The 26,850-nt window shown below is 69.3% G+C and carries 23 protein-coding genes and 1 tRNA gene; 10 read left to right on the top strand and 14 right to left on the bottom strand.

All coding sequences use genetic code 11. From position 1 onward, the window contains the following. Positions 1 to 31: 31 nt before the first annotated feature. Positions 32 to 700 carry an HAD-IB family hydrolase gene (locus AC1RN0_RS08905; RefSeq protein ID WP_492787085.1) on the top strand — a complete coding sequence of 223 codons (669 nt, stop codon included), beginning with the start codon at positions 32 to 34 and terminating at the stop codon, positions 698 to 700. A gap of 82 nt (positions 701 to 782) precedes the next feature. On the opposite strand, the gene AC1RN0_RS08900 is transcribed toward AC1RN0_RS08905, so the two are convergent. The 6 genes from AC1RN0_RS08900 to AC1RN0_RS08875 all read right to left on the bottom strand — a co-directional run bounded on the left by AC1RN0_RS08900 (position 783) and on the right by AC1RN0_RS08875 (position 5,712). Continuing rightward, positions 783 to 1,415, bottom strand: a complete 633-nt coding sequence (locus AC1RN0_RS08900; RefSeq protein ID WP_492787504.1) for an ATP-dependent Clp protease proteolytic subunit — start codon at positions 1,413 to 1,415, stop codon at positions 783 to 785. Positions 1,416 to 1,557: 142 nt separating this feature from the next. Further along, on the bottom strand, positions 1,558 to 2,556 hold the full coding sequence (locus tag AC1RN0_RS08895) for a hypothetical protein (protein ID WP_492787084.1): 999 nt from the start codon (positions 2,554 to 2,556) through the stop codon (positions 1,558 to 1,560). A 52-nt stretch (positions 2,557 to 2,608) separates the two neighbouring features. Beyond that, a complete protein-coding gene (gene tig / locus AC1RN0_RS08890; protein WP_492787083.1) occupies positions 2,609 to 3,961 on the bottom strand; it encodes a trigger factor in 1,353 nt (450 codons plus the stop codon). A 379-nt stretch (positions 3,962 to 4,340) separates the two neighbouring features. Beyond that, positions 4,341 to 4,425, bottom strand: a tRNA-Leu gene (locus tag AC1RN0_RS08885). 44 nt (positions 4,426 to 4,469) lie between these two features. Next, positions 4,470 to 5,012 carry a hypothetical protein gene (locus AC1RN0_RS08880; protein ID WP_492787082.1) on the bottom strand — a complete coding sequence of 181 codons (543 nt, stop codon included), beginning with the start codon at positions 5,010 to 5,012 and terminating at the stop codon, positions 4,470 to 4,472. An 85-nt stretch (positions 5,013 to 5,097) separates the two neighbouring features. After that, on the bottom strand, positions 5,098 to 5,712 hold the full coding sequence (locus AC1RN0_RS08875; RefSeq protein WP_492787081.1) for a hypothetical protein: 615 nt from the start codon (positions 5,710 to 5,712) through the stop codon (positions 5,098 to 5,100). 184 nt (positions 5,713 to 5,896) lie between these two features. On the opposite strand from AC1RN0_RS08875, the gene AC1RN0_RS08870 reads away from it, so the two are divergent. Next, positions 5,897 to 6,943: an amidohydrolase family protein gene (locus tag AC1RN0_RS08870; protein WP_492787080.1), complete on the top strand. Its 1,047-nt coding sequence runs from the start codon at positions 5,897 to 5,899 to the stop codon at positions 6,941 to 6,943. On the opposite strand, the gene AC1RN0_RS08865 is transcribed toward AC1RN0_RS08870, so the two are convergent. The 3 genes from AC1RN0_RS08865 to AC1RN0_RS08855 form a co-directional block, all read right to left on the bottom strand. Next, positions 6,928 to 8,346: an NAD(P)H-hydrate dehydratase gene (locus AC1RN0_RS08865; protein WP_492787503.1), complete on the bottom strand. Its 1,419-nt coding sequence runs from the start codon at positions 8,344 to 8,346 to the stop codon at positions 6,928 to 6,930. The two genes, AC1RN0_RS08870 and AC1RN0_RS08865, sit on opposite strands and share 16 nt — an antisense overlap. A 47-nt stretch (positions 8,347 to 8,393) precedes the next feature. After that, complete coding sequence (locus AC1RN0_RS08860) at positions 8,394 to 8,960, bottom strand: histidine phosphatase family protein (protein ID WP_492787079.1); 567 nt, start codon at positions 8,958 to 8,960, stop codon at positions 8,394 to 8,396. A 145-nt stretch (positions 8,961 to 9,105) separates the two neighbouring features. Then, positions 9,106 to 10,650 carry an acetyl-CoA acetyltransferase gene (locus AC1RN0_RS08855; RefSeq protein ID WP_492787078.1) on the bottom strand — a complete coding sequence of 515 codons (1,545 nt, stop codon included), beginning with the start codon at positions 10,648 to 10,650 and terminating at the stop codon, positions 9,106 to 9,108. A gap of 217 nt (positions 10,651 to 10,867) precedes the next feature. Here AC1RN0_RS08855 and AC1RN0_RS08850 point away from each other — a divergent pair, with 217 nt between their 5' ends. From AC1RN0_RS08850 to AC1RN0_RS08840, 3 genes are all read left to right on the top strand, one after another. Beyond that, complete coding sequence (locus AC1RN0_RS08850; protein ID WP_488902318.1) at positions 10,868 to 11,206, top strand: P-II family nitrogen regulator; 339 nt, start codon at positions 10,868 to 10,870, stop codon at positions 11,204 to 11,206. A 50-nt stretch (positions 11,207 to 11,256) separates the two neighbouring features. Further along, positions 11,257 to 12,666 (top strand): type I glutamate--ammonia ligase, encoded by a 1,410-nt coding sequence (glnA, locus tag AC1RN0_RS08845; RefSeq protein WP_492787077.1) that lies wholly within the window; start codon positions 11,257 to 11,259, stop codon positions 12,664 to 12,666. A gap of 341 nt (positions 12,667 to 13,007) precedes the next feature. Next, entirely contained in the window at positions 13,008 to 15,203 is a 2,196-nt protein-coding gene (locus AC1RN0_RS08840) for a TonB-dependent receptor (RefSeq protein WP_492787076.1), read from the top strand. Positions 15,204 to 15,266: 63 nt separating this feature from the next. Here the strand turns inward: AC1RN0_RS08840 and AC1RN0_RS08835 are convergent, their stop codons facing one another. Both AC1RN0_RS08835 and AC1RN0_RS08830 read right to left on the bottom strand, forming a co-directional pair. Continuing rightward, on the bottom strand, positions 15,267 to 16,358 hold the full coding sequence (locus AC1RN0_RS08835; protein ID WP_492787075.1) for a tetratricopeptide repeat protein: 1,092 nt from the start codon (positions 16,356 to 16,358) through the stop codon (positions 15,267 to 15,269). A gap of 66 nt (positions 16,359 to 16,424) precedes the next feature. Continuing rightward, positions 16,425 to 16,784 (bottom strand): Kazal-type serine protease inhibitor domain-containing protein, encoded by a 360-nt coding sequence (locus AC1RN0_RS08830; protein ID WP_492787074.1) that lies wholly within the window; start codon positions 16,782 to 16,784, stop codon positions 16,425 to 16,427. Positions 16,785 to 16,915: 131 nt separating this feature from the next. On the opposite strand from AC1RN0_RS08830, the gene AC1RN0_RS08825 reads away from it, so the two are divergent. From AC1RN0_RS08825 to parE, 4 genes are all read left to right on the top strand, one after another. Beyond that, positions 16,916 to 18,379, top strand: coding sequence for an amidohydrolase (locus AC1RN0_RS08825; protein WP_492787073.1), 1,464 nt, complete (start codon positions 16,916 to 16,918; stop codon positions 18,377 to 18,379). After that, positions 18,376 to 19,719 carry an amidohydrolase family protein gene (locus AC1RN0_RS08820; RefSeq protein ID WP_492787072.1) on the top strand — a complete coding sequence of 448 codons (1,344 nt, stop codon included), beginning with the start codon at positions 18,376 to 18,378 and terminating at the stop codon, positions 19,717 to 19,719. Before AC1RN0_RS08825 ends, AC1RN0_RS08820 begins: the two co-directional genes overlap by 4 nt. 116 nt (positions 19,720 to 19,835) lie before the next feature. Continuing rightward, positions 19,836 to 21,242: a peptide MFS transporter gene (locus AC1RN0_RS08815; RefSeq protein ID WP_492787071.1), complete on the top strand. Its 1,407-nt coding sequence runs from the start codon at positions 19,836 to 19,838 to the stop codon at positions 21,240 to 21,242. Between the two features lie 68 nt (positions 21,243 to 21,310). Beyond that, on the top strand, positions 21,311 to 23,383 hold the full coding sequence (gene parE, locus AC1RN0_RS08810) for a DNA topoisomerase IV subunit B (protein ID WP_492787070.1): 2,073 nt from the start codon (positions 21,311 to 21,313) through the stop codon (positions 23,381 to 23,383). Positions 23,384 to 23,553: 170 nt separating this feature from the next. On the opposite strand, the gene AC1RN0_RS08805 is transcribed toward parE, so the two are convergent. Both AC1RN0_RS08805 and AC1RN0_RS08800 read right to left on the bottom strand, forming a co-directional pair. Continuing rightward, entirely contained in the window at positions 23,554 to 23,910 is a 357-nt protein-coding gene (locus AC1RN0_RS08805; protein ID WP_492787069.1) for a hypothetical protein, read from the bottom strand. Positions 23,911 to 23,991: 81 nt separating this feature from the next. After that, entirely contained in the window at positions 23,992 to 24,357 is a 366-nt protein-coding gene (locus tag AC1RN0_RS08800) for a hypothetical protein (RefSeq protein ID WP_492787068.1), read from the bottom strand. A 226-nt stretch (positions 24,358 to 24,583) separates the two neighbouring features. On the opposite strand from AC1RN0_RS08800, the gene AC1RN0_RS08795 reads away from it, so the two are divergent. Beyond that, complete coding sequence (locus tag AC1RN0_RS08795) at positions 24,584 to 26,404, top strand: DEAD/DEAH box helicase (protein ID WP_492787067.1); 1,821 nt, start codon at positions 24,584 to 24,586, stop codon at positions 26,402 to 26,404. Between the two features lie 57 nt (positions 26,405 to 26,461). Here the strand turns inward: AC1RN0_RS08795 and AC1RN0_RS08790 are convergent, their stop codons facing one another. Then, complete coding sequence (locus tag AC1RN0_RS08790; RefSeq protein ID WP_492787066.1) at positions 26,462 to 26,827, bottom strand: hypothetical protein; 366 nt, start codon at positions 26,825 to 26,827, stop codon at positions 26,462 to 26,464. Between the last annotated feature and the right edge of the window lie 23 nt (positions 26,828 to 26,850).

The raw sequence follows: 26,850 nt of genomic DNA, 5'->3' as shown, positions 1-26,850 counted from the left end.
CGGCGCTCAAGCGGGGCGGGACTGGTAAAGCATGGGACGCAGATCACTGCTGGCGCAGGGGCTATCGGCCTCAAGGCCGGTCATGGCCGACCCGCTCGACGAGCCGGCGCTGGTCGCCTTCGATTTCGACGGCACGCTGACGGTCGAGGACAGCTTCACCGCCTTCCTCAAATGGCGCGCGGGCTCGCTGCGCTGGGCCTGGGGCTGTTTCCGCCTGCTGCCGTCGGCGATCGCCTATCTGATCCACAGCAATCGCGGGCGCATGAAGTCCGCCGCCATCCGCGAGTTCCTCAAGGGCGTCAGCCGCGAGCGGCTTGAAGCCGACGCCCGCACCTTCGCCGAGGTGGCCGCGCCGCGCCTGTTCCGCCCCGACGCCCTGATGACCTGGCGGCGCTGGCGGGCCAGCGGGGCCAAGACGATCATCGTCAGCGCCTCGCCCGACATCATCATCGCGCCGTTCGCCCGGGGCCTGGGCTGCGACAAGCTGATCGCCAGCGCCTTCGCCTTCGACAAGGACGATCGCGTCCTCGGCATGCTGGCCGGCCCCAACTGCCGGGGCCCGGAAAAGGTCCGCCGGCTCAAGGAAGTCTACGGCGAGGACGTGCGCCTCGCCGCCGCCTACGGCGACACCTCTGGCGACCGCGAAATGCTGCGCATCGCCGACGAGAAGGGCTACCGGGTGTTCAAGGGCCGTCCCTGAAGGCAGCGGACCATCGGGTAGTCGTCAAAACAAAAAAGGCCCGGCGCGAGCCGGGCCTTTTCCGTCTGATGGCGGCAGGTTCTTAGGTCGCCGCGGCGGCCTCGGCGCTTTCACGGGTTTCGTAGACGTGGTCGACGATGCCCCAGGCCTTGGCGTCTTCGGCGCCCATGAAGTGGTCGCGGTCGAGGGTCGTTTCGACCTCGTCGTAGGTGCGGCCGGTGTGCTTCACATAGATCTCGTTCAGCCGCTTCTTGGTGGCGAGGATGTCCTCGGCGTGGCGCATGATGTCCGACGCCTGGCCGCGGAAACCGCCCGACGGCTGGTGCACCATGATGCGGGCGTTGGGCAGGGCGACGCGCTGGCCGGCGGCGCCGGCGCACAGCAGCAGGCTGCCCATCGAGGCGGCCATGCCCATGCAGACGGTCGACACAGGGCTCTTGATGTACTGCATGGTGTCGTAGATCGCGAGACCGCTGGTCACCACGCCGCCCGGCGAGTTGATGTACATGCTGATCTCTTTCTTGGGGTTCTCGGACTCCAGGAACAGCAGCTGCGAGCAGATCAGGGCGCTCATGCCGTCCTCGACCGGACCGGTCAGAAAGATGATCCGCTCCTTCAGCAAGCGGGAGAAAATATCGAACGCCCGCTCACCGCGGCTGGTCTGCTCGACCACCATGGGCACGAGATTCATGGCGGTCTGGACCGGGTCCGACATCGCCGACTGGAAGTAGTTGCTCATAGTGCCCTTCTCCAAATGGAACGGTCTGTCGCGAATCATGCCGCGCCATCCCCGCCCCCGGGATATCGGGCGGAGGTTAAGGGGATGCAAGTAGCCGAACCATTGTCGGCGCGGGTCTTCAGTCCTGCGGCGGCGGGGCCGGCGTCGCGGCGCCCAGCTGCTTGAGCATGGTGCGGGCGATATCCCGCTCCTGGGCGCTGCCGCGCACGACGTCGCGGTTGGTGCCGTAGAGCCCGAGCAGATAGGCCGCGTCCCATTCGGTCAGACCCTGCGGCGGCTCGGCGCCGTGGTCGCGGGCCGCGAACAGGCCGATGATCGACTGCACCCCGTCCACCTCGACGTCCGGCTCGATCTGGGCGAGCGCGACCATGGTGATGTAGTCGGCAAGGGCGTCGAACCGGATCACGCCGATACGGTTCACATCGACCAGGATGATCACATGGTCGAAGTCGTCGCGGGTGGTGGCCCGCAGGCGCCCCATCGACCGGACGCGGACGCTGGTGCCCTGGGTGTAGGTTTCACCGTCCGCGGTCTTCGTGCGCGTCACGTGCCACCAGCGGACCGGGCTGGGCGTCTCGGCGAACGCCTTCAGCGCCCTGTCGCCGCGGCTCATGCCGCGCTCCCAGCGGGCGAAGGCCTGCGGGTTGGCGTCGACGATCGACCGGGCCAGCGTCTGGGAGTCGTCGGTGGCGATGATGACCATGTTGGGCCGGCAGCCCGGCGCGCCGGTCTCGAGACCGACGGCGGCGGACACGGCGGCGATGCGATCAATCAGCCGCTGGCCGTAAGGGGCCTTCAGGCCGACCACGCCCGGGCAGATCTTGCGGTCCCAGCGGGCCAGACGGCCGTTGGCGGTCGGCGCGGAGACCTGGGCCACGAAGTCCGAGACGGTGTCGACCGGCGGGGCGGTCGGGCGGGCGGTGATCACCAGCCCCTCGACCTGGGTCGGCGGCGGAGGCGGCGGCGGCGTCCGGGGCGCGGCGGGCATGGTCGCCGGCGCGGCGGCGCCGGGACCGACGGGGTTGCCCTCCGGCGAGGTGGTCGCGCGCGGCGCGGCCAGCGCCGGTTGAACGGTCAGCACCAGGCCGGCTACCGCCGCCGCGATCCACTTGGACATTACTCGCCCCCCAAAACGCAATCAGGCCGCGCTATCGCGACGTCGTCTAGCCCTAGTAGCCGTCCGGGAGATCGTCGTCAGCCTCGATCTCCTTCTTGGAGACCTTCTTGTCGGTGATGGTCGCCTTGCTGAAGATCAGCTCGACCACCTTGTCCTCGTAGAGCGGCGCGCGCAGCTGGGCCTGGGCCTGCGGGTTGCTGCGGAAGAAGTCGAACACCTGCTGGGCCTGCTGGCCGTACTGCATCGCTTCGCGCTGCATGGCCTGGGTCAGCTCCTGGTCGGTGACCTGGACGTTGTTGACGCGGCCGATCTCGGCGAGCACCAGGCCCAGACGGACGCGACGCTCGGCGATCTTGCGGTACTCGGTGCGCAGCTCGTCTTCGCTCTTGCCGGCGTCTTCCGGCGGCAGGTTGCCGGCGGCCTTGTCGCCCTCGACCTGTTGCCAGATGCCGGCGAACTCGGCGTCGACCATGCGCGGCGGCAGCGGGAAGTCGTGGCCCTTGTCCAGCTCGTCGAGCAGCGCGCGCTTCAGCTTGAAGCGCGACTGGTTGGCGTAGCCCTGCTCGAGGTTCTTGGTGACCGTCTCGCGCAGCGTGGCCAGGTCCGACAGGCCCAGGCGCTGGGCCAGGGCGTCGTCGGCCTCGGCCTCGACCGGAGCGCGGACTTCATGGACCTTCACGGCGAATTCGGCGGCCTTGCCGGCCAGCTCGGCCGACTGGTACGGCTCGGGGAAGGTCACCTTGACGACGACGTCGTCGCCGGGCTTGGCGCCGACCAGCTGGGCTTCGAAGCCCGGGATGAACTGGCCCGAGCCGAGGGTCAGCTCGAAGCCCTCGCCCTTGCCGCCGTCGAACGGCACGCCGTCGACGCTGCCGAGGAAGTCGATCAGGACCTGATCGCCGTCCTTGGCCTTCACCGACTTGCCGGTGCGCGGCGCGAACGTGCCGGCCTGCTTGGCCAGCTCGGCCAAGGCCTCGTCCACTTCCTTCTCGGTCGGGGTGTAGACCGGGCGCTTCAGCTTCAGTGTCGAGGTGTCGAGCGGCTCGAAGTCCGGCATCAGCTCGACCGCCAGTTCATAGGCCAGGTCGGCGCCGCCGTTGAGCACGGCGTTCATGTCGGATTCGGGCTTCAGGTCGGGCTGCGAGGCCGGACGCAGCTGGTTGTCGTCGAGGATCTTCTGGGTCGTCTCGCTGAGCGTTTCCTGGATGACTTCCTGCATCAGGGCCTTGCCGTGCACGCGACGCACGTGGGACGCGGGCACCTTGCCCTTGCGGAAGCCCTTCAGGTTCATCTGCGGGGCCAGCTCGGTGATCCGGGCGTCCAGACGCGCGGCAAGCTCGCCGGCGGGAACGGTGACGCCGTAAATCCGGCTCAGGCCTTCGACAGACTTTTCAACGATTTGCATCGACATTCTCAAGAGTCTCGGACGAGCAGCCGGGGCCGAGTCATCCGCCAGGTATGGAAATGGGATCGCCGCCCGGATCAGGGGCGGCGCAAAGCGGGGGCCCTTATGTCACGCGGGCCATTTCCGGCCAAGCCCCCGTTTGGAACTCCGCCTGACCGCCGCCAACCGGGGCCCGAGGGGCGCGGTAGCTGAGCCGGCCCTCCTTCGCCGAGGCTTCGGAGGGCATCCTGCTTCGAATGCAGGCGAAGGGCTTGTTCTGCGAAAGGGCGAGTCACGGCGTGACGCGGACATAGCCCTCCTTCGCCAAGGCTTCGGAGGGCATCCTGCTTCGAATGCTGGCGAAGGGCTTGTTCTGCGAAGCCCGGAGGGCGAAGCAGAATGGTGCGGATGAGAGGACTCGAACCTCCACGCCTCGCGGCGCTGGAACCTAAATCCAGTGCGTCTACCAGTTCCGCCACATCCGCAGGTTCTCCGCAGCGGCTTAGGCGAGCGCGGTCAGGGACGCAAGTTATCGGCCCGCGCCCGACGCCTCCAGGGCGGCGCGCAGGTCCGGGTCGGCGACGCGCTCGACGGCCATCGCCTCCAGAATCCCGTCCTGCGTCGGATAGGCTCCGGACATGAAGACCACGAACAGCGCGTCATCCCGGCCGGGCGTAAAGACATCGAACTGCCGCGGCGGCCCGCAGCTGGTCCAGCCTTCGGCGTCGCGCAGGTCGAAGCGGCGGGTCGGGAGGGCGCCCTTCAAGGTCGCGACAGCCTCCAGCATGATGAGGGTCTTGCCTTCGCCGAGCAAATGGAAGCGCACGGCGCGGGGCGGCGGGATCGGACCCCGGCGGCGCGGCGGCTCCCGGACATCGTCGGGATCGACGATCCGGACGGTGAAGACATGGTCGGCCTTGAGCCAGAGGTCGTGCTGGGCCTCGCGGTCATAGGCCAGCTGCTGCGCGACGAGCTGTTCCGGCGTCGGCGGCTTGTAGCCGGGCGGCAGGAGGGCGATCGAACAGGCCTGCGCCGCGCCGGGGGCCCAGGCCAGAGCGCACACCAGGCCCAACAGCTCTGCCCGCGGAACGGATCGCCTCGCCCTTGTCATGACCGCCATCATGACGCGCCGGACCGAGGCGCTGTCAACGCGGGCGTCAGGCGCCGCCGCGGTCCGGCGCGTCGTCCTCCAGCGCCCGCAGCCGCTCGCGCGCCTGTTTCAGCGCGTCGGCATAGTGCTCGCCGTCGCCATATTCGGCGAAATGAACGTAGCGGGCGTGGGCGCCGAGCACACGGCGGGCGTGCTTGATCGGGCACCAGTACTGCTCGGTCCGCGCCGCGACCTCGCGGACGTAGGCGGCCACGCCGTTGGCGTAGGAGCAGTAGCCGCAGTTGAGCTTCTCGATCAGATTCAGATAGGCCAGCCCCGACCGGTCGAAGACGATGTACTGGCTGCGCTTGACCTGCGGGATGCCGTAAACGCGAAAGCAGATGGCCTGGTAGAGCGAGACCCACAGGTCCATCACCACGAATGGAATGATCAGCGAATAGATCACCGGCGCGGTCAACACGACCAGCGGACTGGCCCCGGCGAGATACTTGCCCAGCCCCTTGCGCAGCGCCTCGTGGCGGCGCTTCACCTCTTCCTCGAAGCGGGCCTTGCCGTGCTCGAGGCCATAGCTCAGCCCGGCCCGCGCCTTGGCGAACTCGACCTCCAGCTCCAGCTCCAGCGCCTGGATCTTCTCCAAAATGGCGTCGACCTGCTGCGTCATGGGACCGTCCGCGCAACGCTCCGACGCCCCGGCGCGCGGTCTCGTGCGCCGCCACTCTGCGCCGCGCGGGCCCGGCCCGCTTTGATCCAGTCGAGATTGTCCCGCGCGGGCCAGGATTTGCGCTTGTCGTCCCTGCCGCCGCTGGCGACGATGCCGGCAACGAAAAACGGGTCGAGGAACCGGGATGAGCCAGTCAGACACCGCGCCGGAAGCCATTCTCGAGCCGGACCTGCCGATCGTCGATCCGCACCATCACCTGTGGGACCGCCCGTCCCTGCCGCCGCCCCGCCCGGGCGGCCATCCGTTCGAGGACGTGATCCGGCTGACGCCGCGCTATCTGCTCGACGAGCTGCGCGCCGACGCCGGCAGCGGCCACAACGTCACGGCCACGGTCTACGTCCAGTGCGGGGCCTTCTATCGCGCCGACGCGGCGCCGGCGCTGGCGCCGGTCGGCGAGGTCGAGTTCGTCAACGGCGTCGCGGCGATGAGCGCCAGCGGGCTGTACGGTCCGTTCCGCGCCTGCGACGGCATTGTCGGCCACGCGGACCTGCTGCTCGGCGACGGCGTCGCGCCGGTGCTGGAGGCTGAACTCCGGGCCGGCGGCGGACGCTTCAAGGGCATCCGGCACATCACCGCCCGTGACGCCGATCCGGCCGTGCTGGGGCCGATGGCCCACACCCCCGCCGGGCTGATGGCCGACAGCGCCTTCCGGACAGGCTTTAGCCGACTGACGGGCATGGGCCTGACCTACGACGCCTGGGTGCTCGAGCCGCAGTTGCCGGAGGTCATCGATCTGGCCCGCGCCTTCCCGGACGCCGACATCATCCTCGACCACGTCGGCACGCCGCTCGGCATCGGCGCCCACGCCGGCAAGCGGGACGAGCGCTACGACGTCTGGCTGGCCAACATCCGCGACCTGGCCCGGTCGCCGAAGGTCAGCGTCAAGCTGGGCGGGCTGGGCATGCCCTTCCCGGGCTTCGCGGGCCTGGACGGCGTTAGCCGGTCGTCGTCGCAGACCCTGGCCGACCTCTGGCGGCCGTACATCGAACCCTGCATCGAGGCCTTCGGCGCCGAGCGCTGCATGTTCGAGAGCAACTTCCCCGTCGACCGCTGGGGCAGCGACTACGCCACCCTGTGGAACGCGTTCAAGCGCATCGCCGCCGGCGCCTCCGACGCGGAGAAGGCCGCCTTGTTCTCGGGCACGGCGAAGCGGGTTTATCGGCTGGCGTAGAGCTCGCTCAGCACGGCGGGCGCCAGCCCCGGCAGGTCCTCGGCGATCAGGCCCGGACCGAAGCGGCGGGCGCAGGCGGCGTGGATCCAGGCCCCGGCGCAGGCGGCCTCGAAGCTGTCCATGCCCTGGGCGATCAGCCCGCCGATGAAGCCGGCCAGCACGTCGCCCGATCCGGCCGTGGCCAGCCAGGGCGCGTCGTCGAGGCAGACGGCCGCCCGCTCGTCGGGCGCGGCGATGACCGTGTCCGGTCCCTTGAGCAACACGATCGCCCCGGCCCGCTTCGCCGCCTCCCGCGCCGCCGCGATCCTGTGCGGGCTGGACGCCAGCAGGCCGGGGAACAGCCGCTCAAACTCCCCGACATGCGGCGTCAGCACGTCGTCGCGGTCCAGCGCGCTGAACAGGTCCGACGGCTTGTCGCGGAACACCGTCAGCGCGTCGGCGTCGACCACCAGCGCCGCGCCGGTGCGCGCCAGGGCGAACAGGTTGGCCCGGGTGGCGGGGGTGATGCCGGCGGCCGGGCCGATAATCACCGCGTCGGCCCGGCCGGCGGCTTCGGTCAGCGCCTGCTCGGTGTCGAACACGCCCAGCATCACAGCTTCCAGATGGGCGGCGTTGACCTGCGCCGCGGCGGGCGAGGCCAGCACGGTCACCAGCCCCGCGCCGATGCGCAGCCCGCCGCGCGCCGCCAGCCGCGCCGCGCCGGTATGGAACGTATCGCCGCTGACCACCGCCAGCGCCCCGCGGGCGTGCTTGTGCGAGGCGGCGGTCGGCCAGGGGAACCGGTCCAGCCACAGCGACGGCCGGTTCTCGATCACGGTCGAGGTCGTGGGGCCGAGGCCGATGTCGGCCACCACCAGCTCGCCGCAGGCCGACCGGCCGGGCTCCAGCGCATGGCCGATCTTGCGGCGGTGGAAGGTGACGGTCAGGTCGGCGCGGAAGGCGGCGTCGCCCAGCACCCGGCCGGTGTCGCCGTCGACGCCGCTCGGAATGTCGATGGCCACGACAGGGACCTTCGACTGGTGCGAGGCCCGGGCCTGGCTGAGCGCGGCGCCCTCCAGAGGGCGGCTGAGGCCCGCGCCGAACAGGGCGTCGATGATCAGGTCCGCCGGCCGCTCGGTCGCCGACAGCGGCAGGGTGTCGCCGCGCCAGCGGGCGGCCACGGCCTTCGCGTCAGCGGTCGTCGGCGGCGACAGGGCCTCAACCCACACCGGCCAGCCGCGCCGCTTGAGGATGCGCGCGACCATATAGCCGTCGCCGCCGTTGTTGCCGGGGCCGCACAGCACCACGGTGCGGCAGGGGCGGTAGCGCCGGCGGATGGCCTCGGCCACCGCCCTGCCCGCCCGTTCCATCAGTTTCACGCCGGACGTCCCGTCGGTGATCGCGGCCCGGTCCGCCGCCGTCATCGCCTCGACCGTCAGAATTTCCGGCGCCGAACCCAAAGCCTGCCCTCTCAGAGAACCTGGGTGGAAGCTTCGCGCCCCTTGGCGATCAGGATCAAGCCGTCATCGACGGCCTCGAACACCTGGATGGAACAATGGTCGGGCCGGAAGCCCATGACCAGGTCGTCGCCCGTGGCCGTGGAGACGGCCGCGTTGATCGCCACATAGTGGCTGAACACGGCCGCGCCGGGATAGCCGGCCACCGCCGCGGCGACGCCGCGACGCCAGACATCATAGTCGAGATCGCCCTCGATCTCCTGCCAGCGGCCGCCGAACGCGGCCCGCAGCCAGGCGCCGCGATCCTCGTGACTGACGGCCTTCGGCGTCGGGATCTCGCCGACCATCGGGTCGATGACCAGTTCAACGCCCAGCGCCTCGGCGAACGGCATGGCCGTCTCGCGGCAGCGCCGCAGCGGCGAGCTGATCACCTTCGTCGGCCGCTCGCCCGCCGGCAGCGCCAGAAGCGCCTCGGCGGCCGCCCGCGCCTGCGCCTGGCCGGTCTCGTCAAGCCCCGGATCGTCGTCCTGGTCGCCCCAGGTGGCCGAGGGCTTGCCGTGGCGGATCATGTAGGTGCGCATGTGAACCAAACTCCGTCATGGCCCGGCTTGTCCGGGCCACCCAAGAACACCGCAAGATGCCGCGTTTGTGGCCGGTCGTCTCGCCTCGCCGCGCATGGGTGGCCCGGACAAGCCGGGCCATGACGGCGAAGGGAGCGGTCCGCACCTAGTCCGGAACGAACAGGTTCCGCTTGCCGTCCGGATGCCGGCCGACCGTGCCAGAGCGGCCGACGCCCTCGAGGGCCTCGAGATCCTTCAGGGTCGCCTCGTCGTCCGGGGTCACGGCGATGAAGCGGCGGTCGTGGCTGTCGCGGCCGAACACGATGCCCATGTGGTAGCCGTCGCGGGTGTGCACCACGGTGTAGGCCTCGATGGTCGCCGGGCCTTCCGGATGCTCGACCAGCGCCGGATGCGGCAGGGCGTCGATCTGGCGCTGGATGACCGCCGGGTCTTCCCGCTCCCACACGCCCTCGACGGGCGTCGTCGAATAGATGCCGGTCGACTGCTTGGTCAGGTACCAGCCGTTGGCGGTGCACAGGCCCCAGCTGCCCGGATGGTCGCGCAGCTTGCCGATCATCGTGGCGATCGAGTGCATGGCGTAGTTGTTGCCCGGCCCGCCCATGTAGGGCAGCCCGCCGGTGACGGTCAGGCCGCGCGGGTCGTCGAGCGACAGGCCCAGCTCTTCGGCGCCAACCTCGACCGCGATCGGGAAGCAGGAATAGAGATCGATGTAGGTAAGGTCGTCCGGGCCGATGCCGGCCATCTCGAAGGCGCGCTTGCCGGTCAGGCGCATGGCCGGGCTGGAGTGGAAGTCCTGCCGGTCCGACGGATACCAGAGATCGGACGCGTCAGCGCAGCCGTGCAGATAGACCCACTTGCTCTCGGGGACGCCCAGCTCGCGCGCCTTGCGGACGCTGGCGATGATCACCCCGGCGGACTGGTCCACCTCCATGATGGCGTTGAGGTACTTGGGATAGGGGAAGCTGATCATCCGGTTCTGGTCGGTGACCGTGATCAGCTCCGATTCGCTGCGTTCGGTCGGGAACCAGGCGTGCGGGTTGGCCGAGGCGACCTTGCTGAACGGCGCGAACAGCTTGCCCAGGCGCTTCTGGTGATCCTCGATCGAGCGGCCGTCGCGGGCCCGCAGGGCGTTCTCGAACATCGGATAGACGTTGATCGGCCGGTTCAGGCCGTGGGCGTTCTCCTGCGGCGTGGTGCCGGGGCGCGGGTCGCCCATGCGCTTCGGCTCATCCTCGATCGCATAGGGATCTTCCCAGCCGGCGAAGCCCTTGCCGCCCTTGAGCCGCTTCATCAGCGAGCCGAGGAACTCGGCGCCCAGCGCTATGGTCAGCTCGTTCTCGCCGCGCGCGATGCGCTCGCACAGGGTGTTGACCAGCTGCTGGGGGCTGTTGCCGCCCATGTGGGTGTAGATTTCGAAGGCGGGGTCGGCGCCGACGGACCTGGCGAAACTGGCCGGCGGGTTCTTCAGGCGCGGGAACGGCAGCTGCTGGAAACCGCCCGGCGCGTCGATGGTGAAGCCGACCACGGCCACGCCGTCGAGCTGCGAAAGGGTTCCTTCGGGCAGTCCCGCGTCGGCGACGGCGCGATCCGCCGCGATCTTGAGCAGGTCGAGCGGGGACGGCGAGGTGTCGGCCTGACCCCGGTACGTGAATTGACCCACTCCGATGATCACAGGTGTGTCGTCGCGCATGGTTCGGCTCCCTTCAGCGTGCATTTCGGTCTCGGTAACGCCCTGCCCCGAGGTCATCCAAGGCCTTTGGCGCATTGCTCTTGTCTTGGGCGCCGGGCGCCTGTTTGATGGGCGCCCCATCCTTTACGCTGCGCTGCAACGCACGTGCGGAGCGACGGCTCTTGAACCGTCGCAAGGCCCCGTGCTCCGTCGCGACAAATGCGCCACAGAGGCCCGCATGAAGAAGATTGAAGCGATCATCAAGCCGTTCAAGCTCGATGAAGTCAAAGAAGCGCTCCAGGAGCTTGGCGTGCAGGGCATGACCGTGCTCGAGGCCAAGGGCTACGGGCGCCAGAAGGGCCACACGGAGCTGTACCGCGGCGCCGAGTACGTCGTGGACTTCCTGCCCAAGATCAAGGTCGAGGTCGTGGTCTCCGATGACCAGCTGGCCGGCGCCCTCGAGGCCATCCAGACCGCGGCCCGCACCGGCCGCATCGGCGATGGCAAGATTTTCGTGTCCGAAGTCACGGACGTCGTTCGCATCCGCACGGGTGAGAGCGGCGCGGCGGCGGTCTGATCACCTCAAACAATAACGTTTCGAACCATCCAGCTCAGGGGATAGGGCACATGGCCAAGGCCAAAGACATTCTGGCGATGATCAAGGACAAGGACGTCAAGTACGTCGACGTCCGCTTCACCGACATTCGCGGCAAGATGCAGCACGTGACGTTCGACATCGACTTGGTCGATGAGGACTTCCTTGAAGACGGCACCATGTTCGACGGCTCGTCGATCGCCGGCTGGAAGGCGATCAACGAGTCGGACATGAAGCTGCGTCCCGACCTGTCGACGGCCTACATCGACCCCTTCTACCAGCAGACCACCCTGTGCCTGTTCTGCGACGTGGTGAACCCGGACACGGGCACCCCCTACAACCGCGACCCGCGCTCGATGGCCAAGACCGCCCTCGCCTACGTGAAGGCCTCGGGCATCGGCGACACGGTCTACTTCGGCCCGGAAGCCGAGTTCTTCATCTTCGACGACGTGAAGTGGTCCACCGACCCGCACAACACCGGCTACAGCTACGACTCCACCGAACTGCCGGTGAACACGGGCCGCAGCTACGCCGAGGGCAACATGGGCCACCGCCCGGGCCCCAAGGGCGGCTACTTCCCGCTGAACCCGGTCGACAGCGCCCAGGACCTGCGCGGCGAAATGCTGGCCGTGATGGGCGAGCTCGGCATGAAGCCGGAAAAGCACCACCACGAGGTGGCGCCCGCGCAGCATGAGCTGGGCCTGAAGTTCGACACCATGGTCGTGATGGCCGACCGCCTGCAGCTCTACAAGTACGTGATCCACAACGTGGCCCACGCCTACGGCAAGACGGCGACCTTCATGGCCAAGCCGATGTTCGCCGACAACGGCTCGGGCATGCACGTGCACCAGTCGATCTGGGGCGACGGCAAGCCGCTGTTCGCCGGCGACGAGTACGCCGGCCTGTCGCAGATGTGCCTGTGGTACATCGGCGGCATCATCAAGCACGCCAAGGCGATCAACGCCTTCTCGAACTCGACGACCAACAGCTACAAGCGCCTGGTCCCGGGCTACGAAGCGCCGGTGAAGCTGGCCTACTCCAGCCGCAACCGCTCCGCCTCGATCCGCATCCCGCACGTCGACAGCCCCAAGGCCAAGCGTCTGGAATGCCGGTTCCCCGATCCCATGGGCAACCCGTACCTGACCTTCACGGCCCTGCTGATGGCCGGCCTCGACGGCATCGAGAACAAGATCGATCCGGGCGCGCCCGCCGACAAGAACCTCTACGACCTGCCGCCGCGCGAACAGAAGAAGATCCCGGAAGTCTGCGGCTCGCTCCGCGAGGCTCTCGAGAACCTCGACAAGGATCGCGCCTTCCTCAAGAAGGGCGGCGTCATGGATGACGACTTCATCGACAGCTACATCGAGCTGAAGATGGAAGAGGTGATGCGCCTGCAACTGCACCCGCACCCCGTCGAATTCGACATGTACTACAAGTGCTAGCGGCGTTGGGGGACATGTACCGCAGGTACGTGTCCCCCAAACCCGTGACCGCTTGAATGGCGGACAGGCGCCTTCGGTGCAGGTCCCCGAAATACGAAGGGCCGGAGAGCGATCTCCGGCCCTTTTGCTTGATTGCCTCACCGCGGCCGGAAGACCGGGGCGCCCGTAATGTCGCATCACGGCAACAGAATTGTCGCAATCGGCAACTTATCCACAGGCTCGGGTGTCCGCGCGATAGATGCCCCGTTTTGTCCTGCCTAGCGCTTGGGGCCACGCTTCGAAGGGCTGGGGGGCCTCAGCTCGGGCGGCCGCGCAGGCGGCGGACAAGACGAGGATAGTTCATGAGCAAGACCCGATCGGCGGCGCGGTATGCGCTCGCCCTGTCCTGCGGAGTCGCCGCGCTGACGGCGGCGCTGGCCGCGGCCGCACCGGCCTCGGCCCAGGAAACCACGGTAGGCGAGGTCATCGTGACCGCCCAGAAGCGCAGTGAAAACCTGCAGGACGTGCCGGTCTCGGTGGCCACCTTCGAAGGCGAACAGCTACAGGCGATCTTCGCCGCCGGCGACGACATCCTGGCCCTCGGCTCCAAGGTCCCGGCCCTCTACACCGAATCCTCCAACGGCCGGATCGCGCCGCGCTTCTACATCCGCGGCCTCGGCAACACCGATTTCGACGTCGCCGCCTCGCAGCCGGTCTCGGTGATCCAGGACGACGTGGTGCTGGAAAACGTCGTGCTGAAGAGCTCGCCGCTGTTCGACCTCGACCGCGTCGAGATCCTGCGCGGGCCGCAGGGCACGCTGTTCGGCCGCAACACCACCGCCGGCATCGTCAAGTTCGACAGCGTCAAGCCGTCCGAGACCTTCAGCGCCCGCGCCACCGGCACGATCGCCAGCTACAACACCCTGACCTTCGACGGCGGCATCGGCGGGGCGCTGATCCCCGGCAAGCTGTCGGCACGCGCCTCGCTGCTGGTGCAGCACCGCGACGACTGGATCAGCAACGGCTTCACCGGCAAGAGCGACGTCCTCGGCGGCTTTGACGAAGCCGCCGCCCGGCTCCAGCTGCTGTTCACCCCCACCGAACAGCTGTCGGCCCTGTTCAACGTCCACGCCCGCTCGCTGGACGGCACCTCGGCCGTGTTCCGCGCCAACATCGTCACGACCGGCAGCAACAGCCTGAACGCCAACTACAAGCGCGACACCGTCTACTACGACGGCGGCGGTAACAATCCGCAGGCCTACGACGGCTGGGGCTCCTCGCTGAAGATCGACTATGACCTCGGCGACATGACCCTGACCTCGATCTCGGCCTACGAGACGACCAACGGTTCCAGCCGCGGCGACATCGACGGCGGCAACATGGTCACGGGTCCGGGCTTCATCCCCTTCCCGTCCGACACCACCGACGGCATCCGCGACCTGGACCAGTACAGCGAGGAACTGCGCCTCGCGAGCGACGCCGGCGGCCCGCTGACCTGGCAGGTCGGCGCCTACTACTTCAAGTCGAAGCTGGTGGTGTTCACCGATCCGGGCTTCGTCGCCCCGACCACCCTGCGTCACGAGAACACCTCCTGGGCGGTGTTCGGCCAGGCGACCTACCAGCTCACCGACGCCCTGCGCCTGACCGGCGGCCTGCGCTGGACCAGCGACGACAAGGACCTGACCAACGTCGTCGCGCCGATCCCGTTCGCCAAGGTCAGCGTCTCGGACGAGCAGGTCAGCTGGGACGTCAGCCTGTTCTATGACGTCGCGCCGGACGTCAGCCTCTACGCCCGCGCCGCCCGCGGCTTCCGCGGCCCCTCGATCCAGGGCCGCGACGTGGCCTTCTTCGGCGCGCCGTCGGTCGCCCAGTCCGAGACCATCCTGTCGTGGGAAGCGGGCGTGAAGAGCGAGCTGTTCGACCGTCGCGTCCGCCTCAACGGCGCGCTGTTCACCTATACGATCAGCGACCCGCAGTTCAGCGCCATCGGCGGCGCCGGCAACAACACCATCCTGCTCAACGCCGACGAGGGCAACGCCTGGGGCTTCGAGATCGACGGTGAGTGGGTGGTCAACGAGAACCTCGTTCTGACCGCCGGCTACAGCTACAACAACACAGAGATCAACGACTCTGCCCTCAAGGTCGCCACCTGCGGTTCCGGCGCCTGCACCCCGACCGATCCCTCGGCCGGCGCCGGCAAGGTGTTCGTCGACGGCAACCCGTTCCCCAACGCGCCGGAGTCGATCTTCGACTTCACCGCCCGCTTCGCCTACCCGCTGAACAACGGCGGCTCGCTGTTCGCCTTCACCGACTGGAACGTCCAGGGCAAGACCAACCTGTTCCTCTACGAGACGAAGGAATTCCAGACCGACGGCAACTTCGAGGGCGGTCTGAAGCTGGGCTACGCCCGCGACGACGGCTCCTGGGAAGTGGCGCTGTTCGCCCGCAACATCACCGACGAGGACAACCTCAAGGGCGGCATCGACTTCAACAACAACACCGGCTTCGTCAACGAGCCGCGGGTCATCGGCCTCTCGCTGAGCGCCCGTCTGCCCTGATCGGCGGCCATAGCCACGAACGCGAAGGGCCGGCGCGCATGCTCCGGCCCTTTTGCCTGCGCCCTACATCACCTCCGCCGGGGCGACCACGCCGATGCCGCTCTGGCGCAGGACGCGGGCGGCTTCGGCGTTGCCGGACTGGGCCGACTGGCGCAGCCATTTGACCGCCTCGCCCTGGTCTTCGGGTATGCCCTCGTCGCCGTCCGAATAGAGCATGCCCAGGTAGTACATGGCGTCTCCGTCGCCCTTGTCGGCCGCGGCCAGCCACCAGCGGCGGGCCTGGCGCGGGTCGCGGGAGACGCCTTTGCCGGAGATGAAGCGGATGCCCATGTTGACCATGGCGCCGGGCTCGTCCTTGTCAGCGGCCTTGCGGATCCACTTCATCGCCTCGGCGTCGTTGGTCGCGACGCCCTCCCCGGTCTCGTAGAGCAGGCCGATGAAGAACATCGCCGAGGACTCGCCCTTGTCGGCGGCCGCGCGCCACCAGCGCAAGGCGGCGGCCAGGTCCTTGTCCCCGCCCTTGCCCCAGTAGGCCATGGTGCCCAGCTGGGCCATGCTGGCGGAGTCGCCCAGGTCGGCGCCGCGGGTCCACAGGCGCAGGGCTTCCTTCTCGTCCTTCTCCACGCCCTCGCCGCGCATGTAGAGGATCGCCAGATTGTGCATGGCGTCGGTGTCGCCCTGGGCGACGGCGGCCTTGTACCAGCGGACGGCCTCGACCTTGTCCTCGGCGACGCCCAGGCCGACGTCGTAGCTGACGGCCAGATTGAAGATGCCGCGGACATTGCCCTTCTCCGCCGCCGCGCGGGTCCAGCGGATCGCTTCGGCCGCGTCCTCCTCGACGCCGATGCCCTCGCCGTAGACGTAGCCAAGCGAGGCCATGGCGTCGGCCTGGCCGGCCTCGGCCGCCGCCCGCCACAGCCGCACCGCCTCCTCCGCGTCCCACGGCACGCCGCAGGCCTCCGAATAGAGGTAGCCGAGCGCCGCCATGGCCTCGATATCCTTCGCCGCGGCCTGGGCCTTGGTCGTCTCGACGAAGCGCTCGGACTGGCAGGCCTCGAGCAGATGCAACTGCCAGGGCGACTTCACGCCGGAGGCCAGCGCCGCGCCCGGCAGGGACGCCGCCGCCAGCCCGGCCGCCAGAACGAGAGGATGCACAACACGTTTCATGGTTGAAGACTGCCTCGCCGGGCGTCCGCCTTCAACGGTTTTGCGGCGCCGCGGTCAGCCGGCGGGACATTCGCCTGCGCTGGCGACACTGACGCCCGCGGCGGCGGCCGTGCAGGCGTTGCCGTAGGTCTTGCGGTCGGCGCCGCAGACCGGCCGGTACTCGCGCGTGCACATCTGCGGCCGCTTGCGGCAGGTTCCCGAGCCGTCAGCCACGTGCTGCATTTCCGGCGTCATCGCGCAGTAGAGGCCCGTCTGGCACTGGAAGCCGGCGAAGCCGCCGCACATGCCGCCCTCGGCGACCGGCGTACGGCCCGGCGGGGTTGGGGTCGGTCCGCTGTCGCCGGCGGATTCGCAGGCGGCGGCCAGACCCAACAGCAGGGCCGCCGCCAGGCCGATCTTGATGAAGCGCGTCATGATCTTCTCCGTCGGCGTCCCTCGCCGCAAATCTGTGCCTTCAACGCCAGACTGTCGAGACCGGTTCAACCACCCTTGATCCGCGCGCCCATTTGGTCTGATCTCCCGACCTTCGCGTTTGGGACGGGGTCATGACATTCAGATTCGGGGCGGCGCTCGCCGCCACCGCGACGGCGGCGCTGCTGGCCGCCTGCGCCACGACCGGGACGACGGCGACGCCGGCCAAACCGGCCGCCAGTTCCACCCCGGCCAAACCGGTGCCCGCGGGCCTGGATCCGGCGGCGCGGCCGGACCCCTTCCCCTCGACCTATGCGCCGTTCCCGGCCGGGGCGACGGCGATCCGCGGCGCGACCATCCTGACCGCCACCGGCCAGCAGATCGACAACGGGGTCATCGTGCTGCAGGGCGGCAAAATCCTCGCCGTCGGCGGCGCCGACACGGCTATTCCCGACGGCGTCACGGTCATCGACGGCCGCGGCAAGTGGGTCACGCCGGGCATCATCGACGCCCACAGCCACCTGGGCGTCTACCCCTCCCCCGGCGTCGCCTCGCGCTCGGACGGCAACGAGGCCACTGACCCGGTCACGGCCAATGTCTGGGCCGAGCACAGCGTCTGGCCGCAGGACCCCGGTTTCAACCGCGCCCGCGCCGGCGGCGTGACGACCCTGCAGATCCTCCCGGGCTCGGCCAACCTGTTCGGCGGCCGCTCGATCACCCTGCGCAACGTGCCCTCGGTGACCATGCAGGGCATGAAGATGCCGGGCGCGCCCTACGGCCTGAAGATGGCCTGCGGCGAGAACCCCAAGCGGGTCTACGGCAACAAGGGCCGCTCGCCCTCCACGGCCATGGGCAACGTGGCCGGTTACCGCCGCGCCTGGATCGACGCGGCCGACTACGGCCGCCGCTGGGACGATTACCGCGCCAAGATCGCCAAGGGCGAGAAGGCCGATCCGCCCAAACGCGACCTCGGCCTCGACACCCTGGTCGGCGTGCTGCGCGGCGAGATCCTCGTCCAGAACCACTGCTACCGCGCCGACGAGATGGCCGTGATGCTCGATGTGGCCAAAGAGTTCGGCTACAAGATCAGCATGTTCCACCACGCCTCGGAGGCCTACAAGATCGGGCCGCTGCTGGCCAAGGAAGGCGTCTGCATCGCCACCTGGGCCGACTGGGCGGGCTTCAAGATGGAGTCCTACGACGGCATCGAGGCCAACGCCGCGATCGCGTTCCGCTCGGGAGCCTGCGTCGTGATCCACTCCGACGACGCGACCATCACCCAGCGGCTGAACCAGGAAGCGGCCATCGCCATGGCGGCGGGCAACCGCATCGGCCTGAACATCACCGACGCCGAGGCCATCACCTGGATCACCGCCAACCCGGCGAAGGCCATGGGCATCGACGGCCAGACCGGCTCGCTGGTCCCGGGCAAGCGGGCCGACGTGGTGCTGTGGAGCGCTGACCCGTTCAGCATCTACGCCCAGGCCGACAAGGTGTTCATCGACGGGGCGCTGATCTACGACCGGCACGACCCGCGCTATCAGCCCAAATCCGATTTCGAACTCGGCCAGCCCGGCGAAGGGGCCTTCCACCCATGAAACGCGCCCTTTTCGCCTTCGCCGCCGTGGTGCTCGCCACCCCGGCCGCCGCCGAGACCGTGGCCATCGTCAACGCCCGGATCGAGACCGCCGGTCCCGCCGGGATCATCCCGAACGGCGCGCTGGTGCTCAGGGACGGCAAGATCGTCGCCGTCGGCGCCGGAATCGCGACCCCGGCCGGCGCCCGGGTCATCGACGCCCATGGCGGCACTGTCACGCCCGGCCTGATCGCGCCCTCCTCCAGCCTGACCGTCACCGAGGTCGAGCAGGTCACGTCCACGCGCGATGACCGCTCGGGCAAGCTCTCGGCCGGTTTCGACATCAGCTACGGCGTCAATCCCAACAGCACGATGATCCCGCTGGCCCGCCAGACCGGCCTGACCCGCGTGGTGGCCACGCCCGTGCTCTCGCGCGGCGGCGGCGACGGCCACAAGGACGACAGCGGCGCCGAGGACTTCGCCGGCGGCGGCGGCGGCGACGAGGGCGATCCGGCCATGTTCGCCGGCCAGGCGGCCATCGTCAGCCTCGCGGCCGGCGACCAGGATCCGGTGGTCCGCGCCCGCGTGGCCGTGACGCTCGACCTCGGCGAGACCGGCGCCCGCAACGCCGGCGGCTCGCGCGGCGCGGCGCTGGTGCTGGTCAAGGGCGCCTTCGAGGACGCCCGCGCCTTCGCCCGCAACCGCTCGGCCTATGACCGCGGCGAGAGCCGCGAGTTCGGCCTGTCGCGCATCGACCTGGAAGCCCTGATCCCGGTGGTCGAGGGACGCACGCCCCTGCTCGTCCGCGTGCACCGCGCCAGCGACATCCTGCAGGTGCTGCGCCTTGCCCGCGAGGAGAAGATCAAGGTCATCCTCGAGGGGGCCGAGGAGGCCTGGCTGGTCGCGCCGCAGATCGCGGCGGCCGGCGTCGGCGTGATCGTCGACAGCCAGGCCGACCTGCCGGACAGCTTCGAGAGCCTCGGCGCGCGGCTGGACAACGCCGCCCGGCTGCAGGCCGCCGGCGTGACCGTCGCGATCATGGGCAGCCGTGACCTCAACAACATGCGCCAGCAACGCTTCAACGCCGGTCTCGCCGTGGCCAACGGCCTGCCGCGCGACCAGGCGGTGGCCACCCTGACCGCCAACGTGGCGAAGATGTGGGGCATGACCGGCGTGGGGACCCTGGCCGCCGGCCAGGAGGCCGACGTGGTGCTGTGGACCGGCGATCCGCTGGAAACCTCGACCTGGCCGGTCACGGTGTTCATCGACGGCGTCGAACAGCCCAGGAGCACCCGCGCCTTCGAACTGCGCGACCGCTACCTGAAGCCCGCCGCGAGCGGGTATCCGCCCGCGTATCAGTAGGCGCCCGCCAGACGGGCTGCCGGTCTACCGGATCGCGCCCTGCGGTCGCGCGCTTGTCGTCCGCCCTGCCGGCTGTCAGGGTCGCTGAGACGGCGAGTCCGTCCGGGGGGACGGACATGCAGGCGGGGTCTGAATCGGCCGACACTCCGGCGAGCGCGGGCGGCATCGGCGGGCGACAGTTTCTCGGCCATCCGCTCGGCCTGACGACCCTGTCTCTGACCGAGTTGTGGGAGCGGTTCTCCTACTACGGCATGATGGGTCTGCTGACCCTCTACATGACCAAACAGCTGCTGCTGCCGGGCCATGTGGAGCATGTGCTGGGCTTCACGGCCTTTCGCGCCGGCATGGAAAGCGTCTTCGGCCACCTCACGCCGTTGGCCCTCGCCTCACAGATCTTCGGCCTCTACACCGCCGGCATATACGCCACGCCGATCCTGGGCGGCCTGATCGGCGACCGCGTGCTGGGTCAGCGGCGGGCGGTGGTTCTGGGCACGCTGCTGATGGCCGCCGGCCATCTGATGATGACGGCGGAGGCGCTGTTCCTGCCGGCCCTGCTCAGCCTGATCTGCGGCGCCGGCTTCATCAAGGGCAACATGGCCGTGCAGGTCGGCCGGCTCTACGGCCCGGACGACACACGTCGCACCCGCGCCTTCGGCATCTATCTGATCGCGCTCAACGTCGGCGCTTTCACCGCCCCCCTTGTCTGCGGGACGCTCGGCGAGAAGGTCGGGTTCGAGTGGGGCTTCGGCGCGGCCGGCATCGGCATGCTGGTCTCGCTGGTCACCTATCTGGTCGGCCAGAAACACCTGCCGCCCGACGCCCTGCGCAAGGCTGCCGACGGCCATGTCGCGGCCCCGCGCCTGAAGCCGGGAGACGGCCGGATCATCCTCGGCCTGCTGCTGCTGCTGATTCCCTACATTCTGGTCTTCAGCGCCTACAACCAGGCCTGGAACATCTTCACCATCTGGGCCGACACCCATGTCGACCTCAACATCCTCGGCTTCCGCGCGCCGGTGACCTGGTTCGCGACGCTGGACGGCATCCTGACCATCGTCGCCGTGATCGTGGCTGTCCGCGTCTGGGCCTGGCAGGCCAAGCGCAACCGCGAGCCGGGCGACATCGGCAAGATCCAGTTCGGACTGTTGCTGGGCGTGGTCGGCTTCGGCATCCTGACGGCCGGAACCTGGCTGGCGGGCGCCCACCCCGTGGCGCTGTTCTTCCCGGTGGTCTTCTTCGTTTTCCAGGATCTGATGATCCCCTTCGTCGACACGGTGACGATGTCGGCCTTCTCGCGCTCGGCGCCGGCGGCGGTGAACACGACGATGATGGGCGTCTACTACCTGGCCGCGGCCGTCTGCCAGTTCTTGCTGGGCTGGCTGGGCCGGTTCTATGAAGCCATGACCCCGGCGCAGTTCTGGCTGCTGCACACGGCGGTGGCCGGCGCGGGGCTGGTCTTCCTGGTGGTGTTCGGCCGGCCTCTGGCCCGCATACTCACGCCCCGGCCGGAGCCGGCGACCATCTGATCCTTGCCGCGCGAGGCCCAACGCCGCATACCTCACGGTCCCCGAATCGACCGAAACTCCCCAGCGTCATGTCCGCTTCCCCCGTGCAATCCTCCCTGTTCGACGACGCCCTGAACCCGGCGCCGGCCGCGCCGCTGGCCCAAGCCAGCGAGCCTGTCGCCGCGAAGCCGGCTCCGGCGCCCGCGCCGGCCGCCAAGGCGCCCGCCGCCGGCGGCTACACGGCCAGCGACATCGAGGTGCTCGAAGGCCTGGAGCCGGTGCGCAAGCGGCCGGGGATGTACATCGGCGGCACCGACGAGCGGGCGTTGCACCACCTGTTCGCGGAAATCCTCGACAACTCGATGGACGAGGCCGTCGCCGGTCACGCCCGGCTGATCGAGGTGATCTTCAGCGAGGACGGCTCGCTGACGGTCAAGGACGACGGCCGCGGCATGCCCGTGGACGAGCACCCCAAGCACCCCGGCAAGTCGGCGCTGGAAGTGATCATGACCGTCCTGCACGCGGGCGGAAAGTTCAGCGGCAAGGCCTACGAGACCTCCGGCGGCCTGCACGGCGTGGGCGCCTCGGTGGTCAACGCCCTGTCCGAACGGCTGGAGGTCACCGTCTGGCGCGACGGCTTCGAGCATCGCCAGGTGTTCTCGCGCGGCAAGCCGCTGGGCGGCCTGCAGAAGATCGGCCCGTCGAAGAAGCGCGGCACCCAGGTCACCTTCCTGCCTGACCCGATCATCTTCGGCGACAGCCTGACGTTCAAGCCGGCGCGCCTGTACCGCATGGCCCGGTCGAAGGCCTACCTGTTTCGCGGCGTGCAGATCAAATGGACCTGCGACCCGAGCCGGATCCAGGACCAGACCCCGGCCGAGGCGGTGTTCCACTTCCCCAACGGTCTGGCCGACTTCCTCGCCGAGCGGATCAAGTCGGTCGCCACGGTCACGCCGGAGGCTTTCAGCGGCCGCATCGAGCGGACCGGCGAGGCCGGCGCGGTCGAATGGGCCGTCACCTGGACGCCGCAGGGCTTCGGCGAGGCCGACGGCTTCATGCAGTCCTACTGCAACACCGTGCCCACGCCCGAGGGCGGCACGCACGAGGCCGGCTTCCGCGCCGCCCTGACCCGTGGCCTCAAGGCGCACGCCGAGATGATCAACGAGAAGCGCGCCGGCATCATCACCGCCGACGACGTGATCGCCAACGCCGGCGCCCTGATCAGTGTGTTCATCCGCAATCCGGAATTCCAGGGCCAGACCAAGGAGCGGCTGAGCTCGTCCGACGCCCAGAAGCTGGTCGAGACGGCCCTGCGCGACCCGTTCGACCATTGGCTGACCGCCTCGCCCAAGGCCGCCCGCGCCCTGCTCGACTTCGTCATCGAGCGGGCCGAGGACCGCCTCAAGCGCCGCAAGGACCGCGAGGTCGCCAGAGCCTCGGCCACCCGCAAGCTGCGCCTGCCCGGCAAGCTGGCCGACTGCTCGGCCAACGCCATCGACGGCGCAGAGCTGTTCATCGTCGAAGGCGACAGCGCCGGCGGCTCGGCCAAGCAGGCGCGCGACCGCAAGACCCAGGCGATCCTGCCCCTGCGCGGCAAGATCCTCAACGTCGCCAGCGCCACCGGCGACAAGCTGATGGGCAACAAGGAGCTGTCGGACCTGATGCTGGCGCTGGGCGTCCAGGGCGGGACCAAGTACCGCGACGAGGACCTGCGCTACGAGCGCATCGTCATCATGACCGACGCCGACGTCGACGGCGCCCACATCGCCAGCCTGCTGATCACCTTCTTCTACCGCCAGATGCCGGAGATGATCCGCGGCGGCCGGCTGTATCTCGCCCTCCCCCCGCTCTACCGCATCAGCCATGGCGGCAAGGCCGTCTACGCCCGCGACGACGCGCACAAGGACGAGCTGCTGGAGACCCAGTTCAAGGGCAAGAAGCCCGAGATCGGCCGCTTCAAGGGCCTCGGCGAGATGATGCCGGCCCAGCTGAAGGAAACCACCATGGACCCGTCCAAGCGGACGCTGGCCCGGGTCACCCTGCCGCGCGACGAAAGCAACGTCGAGGAGCTGGTCGAGAACCTGATGGGCCGCAAGCCCGAACAGCGCTTCCGCTTCATCCAGGAAAACGCCGAGTTCGCCGCGGCGGATGTGGATATCTAGATCGCGAAGATGCTCCCCACGCATGGGGAACTGTCACGCGGAGCGTGACTGAGGGGCAGAACCGACGTCAGACGTCAGAGTCAAAACGTGACTTGTTACGATCGGCGGCGCCGCCCCTCCACCATGCTCCGCATGGTCCCCCTCCCCGCTACGCGGAGAGGATCATTGGATCACCGTCCCGCCTGGATGGTCACGGTCACCGGGGCGCCGCCCTGGCCGGTGCCCTGCCAGCTGTCGCCGACGCTCTTGCTGACCGTCGGGCCGCAGGACGGCGGGGCCGCTTCGGGGGTCTGCTGGGTGAAGCAGGTCTGGCCGCCGGAGATCGACCAGCTGCCCGAGGTCGCGCCCGTCGGGCCGTCGCCGGTGTAGGTCCCGCCCTCATCGATGAACAGCTTGACCGTGGTGCCGTCGCCGTAGGTGATGACCACGGTGTTGCCGTAGGCCGCCGCCATCGGATCAGCCGCCAGGGCCGGCCCGGCCGCCATGAAGATCGCCGCGGCGATCGCCGCCTTCGCGAGAAATTTCATCTGTGTTTCCGCCCGTTTTCGTCGTTGCGCAGGCTCGCCTCGCGGGCGAGCGTCGCACCGTAACCGGGAAAACGGCGTTCGTTAACCCTGCCGGCCGGGCACCAGGGTGTTGCGCACCGGCTCGCCCATCAGCCCCTTGGCCGACCAGCTCGTGCCGACGCCGCCGGGAACGATCTGGGTGCAGAAGGTCAGCGGCACATAGACCGGCTGCTTCTGGGTGATGCACAGGTTTCCGCCCTTGATCTTCCAGACCCCGCCGGTGTGGTCGCCGTTGGCGCGGATGGCCTCGTAGGTGCCGTCGCGATGCAGCCAGGTCTTGGTCGACTTGCCGTTCGGATAGGTCGTCACGATGGTGTTGCCGAACGCCGGCTCCAGGCCCGCTGAAGGCGCGGACGCGACGATGGTGACAGCGGCCAGCAGGCCCAGACTTAATCCGCTCGCGGACATGTTCGCGTCTCCCGTTCGGTTGGGCGCATACAACTACAACACACCGGCACTTGCCAAGACGTCATCCGGTATCACCCGTTGCGTGTGCGATCGCCTCGACCCCAAGCAAACATTGACTTTACTGGGGTTGAGCCTATGTATCCGCGCGAGTTCGGAGCAGGTCAGGCGATTCCGCGCCGCCCGCTCGCCCAAACACGGGCGGCTCTGAATCTTCCTTTAGTGAGACATGACCGAATTTTCCCAGCTGGGGCTGAGCGCCCTCACCCTCAAGGCGGTGGCAGACACCGGCTACACGACGGCCACCCCGATCCAGGAACAGGCGATCCCCGTCGCCCTCGCCGGACAGGACGTTCTCGGCATCGCCCAGACGGGCACCGGCAAGACCGCCGCCTTCACCCTGCCGATGATCGACCGCCTGGCCTCGGGCCGCGCCCGGGCCCGCATGCCCCGCGCCCTCGTCCTGGCCCCGACCCGCGAACTGGCTGACCAGGTCGCCAGCAGCTTCGAGAAGTACGCCAAGGGCCAGCGCCTGAGCTGGGCCCTGCTGATCGGCGGCGTGTCGATGGGCGACCAGGTCGCCGCGCTCGACAAGGGCGTCGACGTGCTGATCGCCACCCCGGGCCGCCTGCTCGACCTGTTCGAGCGCGGCAAGATCATGCTCACCGGCGTGCAGCTGATGGTCATCGACGAAGCCGACCGCATGCTCGACATGGGCTTCATCCCGGACATCGAGCGCATCTTCAAGCTGACCCCGCCCAAGCGTCAGACCCTGTTCTTCAGCGCCACCATGCCGCCGGAAATCACCCGGCTGACGCAGCAGTTCCTCAAGAACCCGGTCCGCATCGAGGTCAGCCGCGCCGCGACGACCGGCGAGAACATCTCCCAGTTCGTGGCCAAGATCCCGAGCAACGATCCAAAGGCCAAGCGCGTCGCCCTGCGCAGCCTGATCGACCGCAGCGAAATCAAGAACGGCATCGTCTTCTGCAACCGCAAGAGCGAGGTCGACATCGTCGCCAAGTCGCTGCGCACGCACGGCCATGACGCCGCCGCCATCCACGGCGACCTCGACCAGGCGACGCGCATGCGCACCCTGGAAGGCTTCCGCAAGGGTGAGCTGAAGCTGCTGGTGGCCTCCGACGTCGCGGCCCGCGGCCTCGACATCCCCGATGTCAGCCACGTGTTCAACTACGACGTCCCGCACCACGCCGACGACTATGTGCACCGGATCGGCCGCACCGGCCGCGCCGGCCGCTCGGGCGAGACGTTCATGATCGTCACGCCGGCCGACGACCGCAACTACGACAAGGTCATCAAGCTGACCGGCAAGGTCCCGGCCGAAGCCACCTTCGAGGGCATCGACTGGGCCAGCCTGAAGAGCGAGCCCCGCACCAAGCGCGACGGCGACAAGCGCGGCGGCCCGCGCGCCGCCGGCCGCGATCGCGACCGCGACCGCAGCCGCGGCCGTCCGCCCTCGGAAACCTCGACCGTGTCGATGGAGGCCATCTCCGTTCCGACGCCGGCCGCGCCGGGCGCCGAGCCTGCCGAGAAGCCCGCCCGTCGTCCGCGCGGCCGCAAGGCCGAGGCCGACACCACGCCGATCGCCCAGGCCGAGGCGCCTGCCGCCGAAGCGGCGGCCGTCGCCGCGCCGGTCCCGCCCACCGAAGCCGCCGCCGAGCGTGCCGAGCGCGAACCCCGCCGGGGCCGCAGCCGTGGACGCGGTCGCGACCGCGACGCCGCCCCGCGGGCCGACGCCGTCGAGGCGCAGGCCGCGCCCGCCCCGGCTCCGGTGCGTGAAGAGCGGGTCCGCGAGGAACGCGCGCCGCGCCAGGAAGAGCCCCGCCGCGACCGCGAACCGCGCCGCGCCGAAGCCCGTCCGGAAGGCCGCGACCGCGGTCCGCGCCGGGACGAGCAGCGCCGCGACCACGCTCCGCGCGGTCGTGATCGTGATGACAATGACGGTGGTGGGCGCGTGGTCGGCTTCGGCTCGGACACGCCGGCCTTCCTGCTCCGCGCCGCGCCGATCAGCCGGACGACGCCGGAAGAATAGATCGACCCTCAAGGGCCTGAGGGGCCCCGCGAAAACGGGGTCCCCCGCCCGATCGGCCTAGGTCGCCGCGGCGATCGGGTCGCAGGCGTCGGCGATGGCCTGGACCGCGGTCGGCGTCAGAGTATCGAGCCGCGCCTCCTCCGCCTTGCGCTCCTGCTGGCTGGCCTTGCTATCGGCCGGTGTCAGGTCCGTGCGCGTGGCGAGCGCCAGCGACAGCTTTTCCCGGTTGGAGTCGAGCTTGCTGATCCGCTTGCGGATGGCGATCTTGTCGGCGCCGCTCGCGGCGTCGGCGTCGGCCTCGAGCAGGCCGGCGGCGACCTCGTAGGCCGCGATGCAGCGGGCCTGGGCGTGAAAGTCAGGCTTCGCCTGGGCGGCCGAAACCGCCAGCAGCGAAACGAGCAGGCCGGTAACGGCCGTACGCATGGTCATCTCCCTGGGGCGATGCG

Source organism: Caulobacter sp. GW821-FHT12F03, from assembly GCF_058806855.1.
This window is presented reverse-complemented; position numbering and strand designations above follow the sequence as displayed.